The organism is Pseudomonas sp. Kh14, assembly GCF_900291005.1.
GTDB classification, from domain to species: domain Bacteria; phylum Pseudomonadota; class Gammaproteobacteria; order Pseudomonadales; family Pseudomonadaceae; genus Aquipseudomonas; species Aquipseudomonas alloputida.
This window is the reverse complement of sequence record NZ_OLKJ01000034.1, coordinates 622,868-633,951: the sequence shown is the minus strand read 5'-3', so window position 1 is coordinate 633,951 and position 11,084 is coordinate 622,868. Positions and strand designations below refer to the sequence as shown.

The 11,084-nt window shown below is 65.1% G+C and carries 9 protein-coding genes; all 9 read left to right on the top strand.

Annotated elements, in window-relative coordinates:
* The first annotated feature begins 15 nt into the window (after positions 1 to 15).
* The 9 genes from FQ668_RS20100 (at position 16) to FQ668_RS20060 (ending at position 10,993) form a co-directional block, all read left to right on the top strand.
* Positions 16 to 2,847, top strand: coding sequence for a xanthine dehydrogenase family protein molybdopterin-binding subunit (locus FQ668_RS20100; RefSeq protein WP_019437873.1), 2,832 nt, complete (start codon positions 16 to 18; stop codon positions 2,845 to 2,847).
* Positions 2,840 to 3,376, top strand: coding sequence for a (2Fe-2S)-binding protein (locus FQ668_RS20095; RefSeq protein WP_003254265.1), 537 nt, complete (start codon positions 2,840 to 2,842; stop codon positions 3,374 to 3,376). Before FQ668_RS20100 ends, FQ668_RS20095 begins: the two co-directional genes overlap by 8 nt.
* A gap of 2 nt (positions 3,377 to 3,378) precedes the next feature.
* Positions 3,379 to 4,590, top strand: coding sequence for a cytochrome c (locus tag FQ668_RS20090; RefSeq protein WP_014590242.1), 1,212 nt, complete (start codon positions 3,379 to 3,381; stop codon positions 4,588 to 4,590).
* A 3-nt stretch (positions 4,591 to 4,593) separates the two neighbouring features.
* Positions 4,594 to 5,565 (top strand): XdhC family protein, encoded by a 972-nt coding sequence (locus FQ668_RS20085; protein WP_019437872.1) that lies wholly within the window; start codon positions 4,594 to 4,596, stop codon positions 5,563 to 5,565.
* Complete coding sequence (locus FQ668_RS20080; protein WP_019437871.1) at positions 5,562 to 6,125, top strand: NTP transferase domain-containing protein; 564 nt, start codon at positions 5,562 to 5,564, stop codon at positions 6,123 to 6,125. Before FQ668_RS20085 ends, FQ668_RS20080 begins: the two co-directional genes overlap by 4 nt.
* A gap of 179 nt (positions 6,126 to 6,304) precedes the next feature.
* Positions 6,305 to 6,988 carry a response regulator transcription factor gene (locus FQ668_RS20075; RefSeq protein ID WP_004576176.1) on the top strand — a complete coding sequence of 228 codons (684 nt, stop codon included), beginning with the start codon at positions 6,305 to 6,307 and terminating at the stop codon, positions 6,986 to 6,988.
* Positions 6,985 to 8,307, top strand: a complete 1,323-nt coding sequence (locus FQ668_RS20070; protein ID WP_019437870.1) for an ATP-binding protein — start codon at positions 6,985 to 6,987, stop codon at positions 8,305 to 8,307. The genes FQ668_RS20075 and FQ668_RS20070 overlap by 4 nt, the downstream gene beginning before the upstream one ends.
* A gap of 196 nt (positions 8,308 to 8,503) precedes the next feature.
* A complete protein-coding gene (locus FQ668_RS20065) occupies positions 8,504 to 9,904 on the top strand; it encodes an aspartate aminotransferase family protein (RefSeq protein WP_019437869.1) in 1,401 nt (466 codons plus the stop codon).
* A 105-nt stretch (positions 9,905 to 10,009) separates the two neighbouring features.
* Positions 10,010 to 10,993 carry a TauD/TfdA family dioxygenase gene (locus FQ668_RS20060; protein WP_019437868.1) on the top strand — a complete coding sequence of 328 codons (984 nt, stop codon included), beginning with the start codon at positions 10,010 to 10,012 and terminating at the stop codon, positions 10,991 to 10,993.
* Positions 10,994 to 11,084 lie beyond the last annotated feature (91 nt).

Below are 11,084 nucleotides of genomic sequence, written 5' to 3'. Positions count from 1 at the left end.
CCCAGAGGATCAAGCATGTCCAACCGTGATATTTCTCGGCGCGCCTTCCTGCAAGGCGGCCTGATCGCTGGTGTCGGCGTGACCATGGCGCCACTTGGCAGCCAGGCCTTCGCCGCGTTGATGGAGGAGCGCGTTACCACCTCGCCACAGAAGTGGATGAACCACGACGGTAAGGCGCGTTTCCGTAACGATGCCTTGTCCAAGGTCTGCGGCGACAAAGTGTTCGCCCGCGACATCCGCGCCAAGGACATGCCCGGCTGGCCCGCGCAGCAAGGTCATGCGCTGCTGCTCAAGGCGACCAAGGTCGACCGGATTTACGCCGGCCATGACCTCAGCCTGCTCGGCAGCGACCTGCAGCCGGACCGCATCGTCACCGCCGCCGACCTCGAACAGGACGGCATTGCCTGGCCCGAGGCCCATTCGCCCGACCCGCTGCTGCCGCCCGGCAAGGTGCCGATGTTCATCGGCCACCCGGTGGCGATCCTGATCTGGCATGACTTCGAGCGCTTCCGCCAGGCCAAGCGCAAGCTGCAGTTCAACCAGCAGGCGATCCGTTACGGTGCCCAGGCGCCGCTGTACCAGCGCGACCCTTATGGCAGCTTCCGCTTCGTGCGGGTGGGTGGCGCCACGCCGTTCGACGACGATGAGTTCTCCAGCCTGAAGAACTCCATGCTGTTCCCCACCATTCTCAACCGCAAGCCGGTGTGGTCGAAGCAGCCCAACCAGCACGGCGACCTGACCGAGCAGGGGTTGTTCTACGCCAAGCGCATGGCCGAGCAACTGGACAACCCGCCCGAGGACTGGCTGGTGTTTGACGAGCGCTACAAGACGCCGTCCATCGAACCTGCCGCGCTGGAGCCGGACAACGGCAACGGCTGGTATGACCCTGCCACGGGCACGCTGCACTTCGTGGTCGCCACTCAGTGCCCGTTCGAAGTGGCGCAGGAATGCGTGCACATGATCAAACCGTCGCGCTTCGCCCTGAACACGCTGAACATGCACCCGGGGTATACCGTGGGCTATGGCTCAAAAGACAACAATATCTTCGTCTTCTATGCCGCGGTAGCTGCGCTTTACGGCGCCGGCATGCCGATCCGCCTGGCCAACGACCGCTACGAGCAGTTCCAGAGCGGCATCAAGCGCCATGCCTTCGATATCCGCTACCAGTTGGCGGTGGACAAGAAGGACAACAGCTTCAAGATATTCCGCGCCGACATGAGCTGCGACGGCGGCGGGCGCATCAACTACAGCCCGTCGGTGGCTGCAGTGGGCGCCACTGCTGCCCAGTCGATCTATTACATGCCACAGAACGACCTGTCAGTGACCGCCTACTATTCCCGTGGCGTCGAGGCCGGCTCCATGCGCGGTTACGGCACCCTGCAGAGCATGGCGGCCACCGAGATGATGGTGGATGAGATCGCCGGCCGCCTGGGGGTCGATGCCATCGACCTGCGCCGCGCCAACGCGCTGAAATCGGGCATGAAGAACACCCAGGGTGCGGTTCCGGCCGGCGCCCTGCGCCTGTACGAAATCCTCGACAAGGCCGCTGTGCACGAGTGGTGGCGCAACCGCGATGCACGCAAGCAACAGATGGACGCCAAGGACCCGGACCACTGGTACGGCGTCGGCTTCGCCATCTGCCAGAAGGACTTCGGCACAGGCTCCGAGGCGCCGATGGCCAGTGTCGAGTTCAACGCCGATGGCCGCATCAGCCTGCGCCATATCGGCACCGAGCTGGGTACCGGCATGTCCACCTCCCAGGCTTTGGTGATCAGCGATTTCCTCGGCCGTTCGGCCGACGAGGTGAAGACCGCGGTCACCGAATGGCCGGAGCTGCAGCTGACCACCAGCGGCAACCCCTACCTGATCAGTCAGCCCGAACAGGACGCCGCGCTGCGCAACCCGCGCTGGGTCGGCAAGCTGGCGTCGCCATCGTCGGCCACCAACTCGGCCTTCTATTTCAGCCATGCCACCCGCGAAGCGGCGCGTGTGCTGTTCAATCATGGGCTGTGGCCAGCGGCCATGGCGATCTGGAGCCAAGGCCCGCACGGCGGCCAGGCCAACCCGCTGGTGGTGCGCCGCGAAAATGCGGTATGGGTCAACGGTGAGCTGACTGGCAACGGCCTGGCGCCGATTCCGTTTGCCCAGCTGGCGCAGAAGGCCCACGAAATGGGTCTGGTTACTGGCGTGAGCGTGCACGGCTTCAACCGCTGGAGCTGGGCCGAGGCCGACTTTGTCATTGATGGCGTGCGCGAGCGCTTCCCGCTCGATGCCATGGCGGTGAAGTACGGCGATGGTGCGGTGAATGCCAAGAAGGCGCAGATGGGCAGCCATGGCTATCACCTGCTCGACCGGCAGAATGCGGCCTACCCCGACACCCAGCTGAACAACGCCATGGTCACCTACTACAGCCCGGTGGCGACCATCGTCGAGGTCAAGGTCAACAAAGGCACCTTGGAGACGCAGGTGCTCAACCACCACAGTTGGGTCGAGTGTGGCCGGGTGCTGGTGCCGGAACTGGTCAAGGGCCAGCTCGAAGGCGGTATCGCCATGGGCATTGGCCATGCACTGACCGAAGAAATGCCGTTGTACGAGGGTGGGCCCGGGGAGGGCGACTGGAACTTCAACCGCTACCGCCTGCCGCATGCGCGCGATGTGGCGGTGTGGCAGCAGACCAGCGAAATCCTCCCGCCGCTGTCACCGACCGACCCCTCCAAGGGCATCGCCGAAGTGGTGATGATCCCGGTCGTCGGTGCCATCGGCAATGCCGTCGCGCATGCCATCGGCAAGCGCGTGCGCGATCTCCCCATCACCCCAGCCCGTATCAAGGAGGCCCTCAATGGCTAACCGTCCACTGCAACTGACGCTCAATGGTCAACCGGTCGGGCCGGTCGAGGTCCCTGCGGACCTGGCGATGATCGACTACCTGCACGAACACCAGAACCTCACCGGCTCGCGCCTGGGTTGCGGCCAGGGCATCTGCCACGCCTGCGTGGTGATCGTCGACAACCCCGACGGCACCAGCGAAGAAGTGCGCACCTGCATCACCGGTGCGCATTACTTCGAAGGCAAGAAGGTTCGCACCATCGAAGGCCATGCCAAGAAAGACGAGGCCGGCAACCTGACGCTCAACCCGATCCAGCAGAAATTCGTCGACCTGTTCGCCTTCCAGTGCAGCTACTGCGCACCAGGCTTCGTCAACGCCGCTACCGTGCTGGTGGAAACGGCCCAGCGCCAGCCGTTGAAGAAGAGCGAAGTGGAGGACCGCATCGAGGCCAGCCTCGGTCACCACATCTGCCGCTGCACAGGCTACGTGCGTTACTACGATGCCACCCGCAAGGTGCTCAACGATCTCGGCCTGGTCAAGGAGGGTTGAACATGGGCTTCGTACGTAGCGCCTCGGCGTTGGCCCTCGGGCTGGCTGTCAGTTCGTTTGCCTTGGCGGCCGACGATGCGCAGGTCAAGCGCGGTGAATACCTGGCCCGCGCGGCCGACTGCATGGCCTGCCATACCGCCGAAGGCGGCGCGCCGTATGCGGGCGGCCTGCCGATCCATTCGCCGTTCGGCACCATTTATGGCAGCAATATCACCCCGGACAAACAGTACGGCATCGGCAACTATAGCGCCGACGAGTTCTTCGCCGCAGTCACCGAGGGCAAGCGCAAGGACGGCGCCAACCTTTATCCTGCGATGCCTTACACCTCGTACCACCTGATCAAGCGTGAAGATTCGGACGCGATCCTCGCCTACCTGATGACCATACCGCCGATCAACCGCCCGGCACCGCAGACCGCGCTGCGCTTCCCGTTCAATGTGCGCATGGGGCTCAGCGGCTGGAACATGCTGTACGGCAAGAGCGTGCAACTGCAGCCGACCGAGGGTAAAAGCCCGGCCTGGCAGCGCGGCCAGTACATGGTCGAGGTCATGGGCCATTGTGGCGAATGCCATACCCCGCGCAACCCGATCGGTGCGCTGCAGCAGGACCAACGCCTGAGCGGCGGCCTGCTGGGTGGCTACCTGGCGCCAAGCCTGCTGGCCCAGGACCTGGCCGAGCGCGGCTGGACCCAGCCGGACCTGACCACCTTCCTCAAGCACGGCATCAGCGCCCAGGGCAGCATGTTCAACGAGATGTTCCCGGTGGTGCACCACAGCACCCAGCACCTGGAAGATGCAGACCTTGCGGCCATGGCCACCTACCTGCTGGGCGACCAGCCGCCGCCGGCCAAGGCTATCGAGTCCGTTGCCCTGGAGCAGATGAGCGACAGTGCCAGGCGGGGCCGCCAGCAGTACCTGAACGTCTGCGCCGGTTGCCATGGGGTCGACGGCGAGGGCAAGCCGCACATCGCCGTAGCCATGCGCGGCAACACCGTGCTGCGCCAGGCCGACTCGCGCAATCTGGTCAAGGTGGTTCTCGAAGGCATCCGGGAACAGCAGTTCACCGGCTTCGAGCGCATGCAGCCGATGCCGGGCTTTGCCGACAAGCTTGATGACCAACAGGTGACAGATATGGTCAACTACCTGCGCCAGGCCTGGGGTGGATTGCCCGGCGACCTGAACGTACAGCAGCTCGCCGAGCTGAAGGCGGAGTAAAGCGTGCAGCATCTCGATCTACAGGTGATCCGTCAGGCTTTGCAGTGGTCCTGCAACGGCCAGCGGGTATGGTTGTGCACGGTGCTCGCCACCTATGGCTCGGCGCCGCGTGCGCCGGGTTCGCTGCTGGCGGTGAATGCCAGCGGCCAGTGGCTGGGCTCGCTGTCCGGTGGCTGTGTCGAAGACGACTTTCTCGAACGCGTGGCCCTGGGGGAATTCCCGGAGCCGGTTGCCATCGTGCGTTATGGCGACGGCAGCGACCCGCGTTCGCGCGTTCGCCTGCCGTGTGGCGGTGTGCTTGAAGTACTGGTGGAGAACCTGCCGGTTGAATGCGAGGTGCAGGCGCATCTGCGTGAGCTGGAACGTGCGCTGCTGGGCCAGCGCCGGGTACTGCGTGAGGTGAGCCTGTCTGCGGGTACCCGCCAGCTGCTCGATGACCATAGTCAGGGGCCACGGGTCGAACGGGAAAATGCCCGGGTGCGCTTGCGTGTCGGCGCCGCCCAGCGGCTGCTGCTGGCCGGCTATTCCAGCGTGGCGCATTTTTGCGCCGAATTCGGCAGAGGGCTGGGTTTTGAGGTCATCCTTTGCGAGCCGCGTGACGAAGTACTCGACGGCGTAGTGCTGAATGGCATTGAGGTGCGCCGCGAGCTACCGTCGGAATTCATCGCCAATGGCGGTTGCCATGCCGATACGGCAGTGGTGGCATTGACCCATGATCCAAAAATCGATGACCTGGCCATGCTTGAAGCCGTCCGGACCGAAGCGTTCTACATCGGCGTGATGGGCTCCAAGGCCACCTCCGACAAACGTCGCGAACGCTTGCAGCGAATTGGTGGCCTGGGTTGCGACGAGCTGGCGCGCATCCATGCGCCGATTGGCCTGAACCTGGGCAGCAAGACCCCGGCCGAGATCGCCCTGGCGGTACTGGCCGATATCCTTCGTGTGCGCAACGGCATCGAGCGGGCGGCGCTGTGAGCGTGGTTGCGCTGGTGCTGGCGGCGGGGCGCGGCACGCGTTTCGGCGCTGACAAGCGCCGGGCGACCCTGGCGGATGGCCGCAGTTTGCTGGTGCATAGCGCGGAGCGGGCACGGGCGGTGTTTGATGATGTGCGTGTGGTGTTGCGCGCGGGCGAGCAGGGCGGGGATTTCGGTTTGCCTGGCGGTTACCGAGTGATCGTCAGCCCGGATGCGGCAGCGGGCATGGGGCACAGCCTGGCGGCCGGGGTCGGGTCGTTGGGCGACAGCCAGGCACAGGCGGTGGCGATCTTGTTGGGTGATATGCCGTGGATCGAGTTGGCTACCTTGCGCCGCTTGGCCGAGGCTTGCAGCGCTTCGAACATTGTGTTGCCACGCCATGCCGGGCAGCAGGGCCACCCGGTGATTTTTGGGCGCGATTTCTGGCCGGCGCTGGGGCTATTGGCCGGCGATGAAGGGGCGCGGGCGGTGGTGCAGGCGCAGCGGGATTGTTGTGTTGTGGTTGAGGTGGAGGATGCTGGGGTGTTGCTGGATGTGGATACCCCGCAGGGGTTGATGTAGGGCCAAGGTGTTCGCCATAGCGTCCGCGGCGCCTGTGGCAGGTGTTCGCAGATGTCACGACGAACAACCCGGCCCCTCACCACACCCAAGCCGAACCCCCATCCCCCACAAAAGGTCCATAATCCCCCCTTAATCCGCCCAAGGTGCAATACCAGCCACACTACACCGGGAGCCCCACCATGCACGTTCTGCTCTGCGAGGACGACGACCTGATCGCCGCCGGCATCTGCGCCGGTCTCACCGCCCAGGGCCTGACCGTGGACCGTGTGGGCAACGCCGCTGCTGCGCGGGCGATGCTGCAGGCCGCGCAGTTCGACGTGATGATCCTCGACCTCGGCCTGCCCGACGAAGATGGCCTCAAGCTGCTGCGCCGCCTGCGCGAAAAAGGCGAGACCCTGCCGGTACTGGTGCTCACCGCCCGCGATGCCGTCACTGATCGTGTCGATGGCCTGCAGGCCGGTGCCGACGATTACCTGCTCAAGCCCTTCGATCTGCGCGAGCTGGCCGCACGCCTGCATACCTTGCTGCGGCGGGTGGCCGGGCGGGCGGTGAACGTGATCGAGCACGGCCCGCTGCGCTATGACCCGAGTAGCTGCGAGGCGACCTTGGCCGGCCAGCATGTCGACCTGTCCCGCCGTGAGCAGGCCCTGCTCCAGGCGCTGCTGCAGAACCCCGGGCGAGTGCTGTCCAGCGAGCAACTGAAAGACTGCGTGTATGGTTTCAGCGACGAAGTCGAGAGCAACGCCCTGAACGTGCACATCCACCACCTGCGGCGCAAGCTGGGTAACGGCATTGTCGAGACCGTGCGGGGCCTGGGCTACCGGCTGGGCCCGGCGCAGGCACCGCAAGAGGCCGCATCATGAGCCTGCGGGTGCGCCTGAGCCTGATCCTCGGCAGTGCCTTCGTGATCATCTGGGCACTGGCCGCCGCGTGGATGCTGCGTGACCTGCGCCAGCAGATGATGTTTTCCCTCGACCAGCGGCTGGTGGCGTCGGCGCGTATGGTCGCCGGGCTGATCGACCAACTGCCGCAGCCGCTGACCGCCAAGGGCGGGGAGGCGCATTTTTCTGCCGACCAGTTCAGCGTACCGGATGGCATGGCCTGCCAGGTCAGCTCGCTGCGTGGCGAGATCCTCGCCAGCAACCACAAGCACGATGGCGCCATGGACGACGAGCGCAGCGGGTTTCGTGACCAGACCATCGACGATGCGCTTTGGCGCACCTTTACCTACAACCACGGCGATGTGCGCATCACCACGGCCGACCGGCACATGGAGCGCGAGGCGCTGAATCAGTCGATTCTGCTGGCGGCATCGGCGCCGGTATTGATGGCCCTGCTTGGCAGCCTGGGGCTGTTGTGGATCGGCCTTGGCAAGGGCCTGGAGCCGCTCAACCGTATGCGCGATGCCTTGCGCCGCAGGCGTGCGGACAGTGTCGAGCCGCTGCAGGTGGCGGGCATGCCCAGCGAGTTGCAGCCGTTGCTGGAGACCCAGAACCAGCTGTTCCTGCGCATTGCCCAAACCCTCGAGCGTGAGCGGCGCCTGACTGACGATGCCGCGCATGAACTGCGCAGCCCGCTGACCGCGATCAAGACCCACCTGCAGGTGGCGCGCATGACCGACGGTGCAGTGCGCGAGCAGGCGCTGGAGCATGCCGAGCAGGGCACCGACCGCATGCACCGCACGCTTGAGCAGTTGCTGATGCTGGCGCGGGTGGAAGGCAGCCTGTCGTTCGAGGATGGCGTGCAGTGCAGCGCCGAGCAGGTGGCCCGTCAGGCGGTGCAGGATGCCGGCGGCGGCGACAACCGGCGTATCGTGTTGCGTTTGCCAGAGGAGGCGACGCAAATCTACCTGGGGATGCCGGCACCGTTGGCGGTGGCAGCGCTGCGCAACCTGCTGGACAACGCCTTGCGTCATGGCGGCGATGAAGCCGTAGAGCTGGAGGTGCAGATGGCGGACGACCAGGTGGGCTTCATGGTGCGTGACCATGGGCCAGGCATTGCCGAAGCGGACCTGGAGCACCTGACCGAGCGCTTCTGGCGCAATGGGCAGAGTGGTGGTTGCGGTTTGGGGCTGGCGATTGTGCAGGCGATCGTGCAGCGGTGTGCCGGTAGCCTGCGCTTTGACAGCCGTAGTGACGGCTTGCGGGTCTTGTTGCAGGTACCGGCGCGTCCTGGGCATTGATGTTTATCGCCTGTGCTGGCCTCTTCGCGGGTGAACCCGCTCCTACGCGGGTGTGTGGTCCTTGTAGGAGAGGGTTTACCCGCGAAAGGGCCGGCACAGACAAAAATAAAATCGCGTAACAACCGCTAAATCCTCCCCCCACTCAAGCGTTTCCAAAGCGATAACCGCCCATCCGCTTGCTTGCGAGGATTTACCCATGTCCACCGCTTCCAGCCTTGCCCGGGTTGTACCGGCCAGCGTGCCGCAACCCTTGTACGAATTCATCGATTCACCTTTGCTGCAACGCCAGCAACAGCAGGAATCCAACGCCCGCAGCTACCCGCGGCGTATCCCGCTGGCGCTCAGGCGCGCCCGTGGTATCCACGTCGAAGACGTCGAAGGCCGCCAGTTCATCGACTGCCTGGCCGGTGCCGGCACCCTGGCTCTGGGCCACAACCACCCGGTGGTGGTCGAGGCGATCCAGCGGGTGCTGGCTGACGAGTTGCCGCTGCACACCTTGGACCTGACCACCCCGGTCAAGGACCGCTTCGTCCAGGACCTGTTCGGCATCCTGCCCGAGGCGCTGCGCCGCGAGGCCAAGGTGCAGTTCTGTGGCCCGACCGGCACTGATGCAGTCGAGGCTGCGCTCAAGCTGGTGCGTACCGCCACCGGCCGCAGCACCGTGCTGGCCTTCCAGGGCGCCTACCATGGCATGAGCCAAGGCGCGCTGAGCCTGATGGGCAGCCATGGGCCGAAACAGCCACTGGGGGCCTTGCTCGGCAACGGCGTGCAGTTCATGCCTTACCCGTACGACTACCGCTGCCCGTTCGGCCTGGGCGGTGAGGCCGGGGTCAAGGCCAACCTGCATTACCTGGAAAACCTGCTGCTCGATCCGGAAAGCGGCGTGCCGCTGCCCGCCGCCGTGATCCTCGAAGTGGTGCAGGGTGAGGGCGGGGTGGTTCCGGCCGACATCGAATGGCTCAAGGGCGTGCGGCGCATTACCGAGCAGGCGGGCGTGGCGTTGATCGTCGACGAGATCCAGAGCGGCTTCGCCCGTACCGGGCGCATGTTCGCCTTCGAGCACGCCGGTATCGTGCCCGATGTGGTCACCTTGTCCAAAGCCATCGGTGGCAGCCTGCCGCTGGCGGTAGTGGTCTATCGCGACTGGCTGGACACCTGGAAGCCAGGTGCGCATGCCGGTACCTTCCGTGGCAACCAGATGGCCATGGCCGCGGGCTCGGCGGTGATCAACTACCTGGTCGAGCATCGACTGGCCGAGCATGCCGAGGCCATGGGGCAGCGGTTGCGTGGGCATTTGCAGCGCCTGCAGCGGGACTATCCGCAGTTGGGTGATATCCGTGGCCGTGGCTTGATGCTGGGTGTGGAACTGGTCGACCCACAAGGCCAGCCGGATGCGCTGGGCCACCCACCGGCTAACCGCGACTTGGCGCCGAAGGTGCAGCGCGAGTGCCTCAAGCGCGGGCTGATCCTGGAGTTGGGTGGGCGGCATGGGGCGGTGGTGCGTTTTCTGCCGCCGTTGATCATCAGTGCCGAGCAGATCGACGAGGTTGCCCAGCGCTTCAGCGCTGCGGTCGCCGCCGCCGTAGGCAGCGTTTGACGCCGCGCTGCATGCCACTGTTCGACGCGGTCGGCCTGCAAGGCTGACCGCCAACCCAAGCGTGTCGACGGTCTCTACGGAGTCTGGCGACAAGGAGAGCGAAACATGAGTGTACTTGCCGGGATCAAGGCGCGGCCATTGATGCCCGAACGGGGCTCTTTACCGCTGCTGATCGAAGCGCCCGAAGCGGGGCTTGGTTTGCTGGACGTCTTCGATGAACTCAAGGCTATCGTCGACGGCCACCTAGACCAGTGCGGCGGGGTACTGCTGCGCGGTTTTGACGTGGGCGGAGTCACGGCCTTTCGCGAATTCGCCCAGGCCTTCGGCCACCCGCTGCTCAACTACGAGTTCGGCTCGACGCCGCGCAGCAATGTTACCCAAGGGGTCTACACCTCCACGGAGTACCCCGCGCACCAGAGCATCCCGCTGCACAACGAGCAGGCCTACAGCCTCGACTGGCCGATGCGGATCTGGTTCTACAGTGTGATTGCCGCTCAGACTGGCGGTGAAACGCCAATTGCCGACAGCCGTGAAGTGTTCCGGCGCATGCCGGCCGACATACGCGAGCGCTTTGCCAGCAAGCGCCTGATGTATGTGCGCAACTACGGCAATGGCCTTGATGTGAGTTGGGAGCAGGTGTTCAACACCGAGGATCGCAGCGTAGTGGAGGCCTATTGTCGCGCGCACCACATCGACTGGGAATGGAAGGACGACGGTGAGCTGCGCACGCGCCAGGTCTGCCAGGCTGTGGCCACGCACCCCTGGACGGGGGATCAGGTATGGTTCAATCAGGCCCACCTGTTCCATGTCTCCAACCTACCGGCCGAGGTGCGCGAAAGCCTGCTGGAAATCGTCGACGAGGAAGACTTGCCGCGCAACGTCTATTACGGCGACGGCACACCGATCGAGAACGAAGTGCTCGAACGCATTCGCGCTGTGCTCGACGACTGCGCGATCAGTTTTTCCTGGCAGGAAAACGACGTGCTGATGCTCGACAACATGCTCGCGGCGCACGCCCGGGCGCCGTTCACCGGGCCACGCAAAGTGGTCGTGGCCATGGCTCAGGGGCACCGCGAAGCGGCGCTTTGAGGCCACTGTGGCGAGCGCTTGCGGCTTGCCGCAGGCGCTCGCCAGCGCAGCGTCCGGGCATGGCGCTGCCGCGTTAAATTCACCCTCCCTC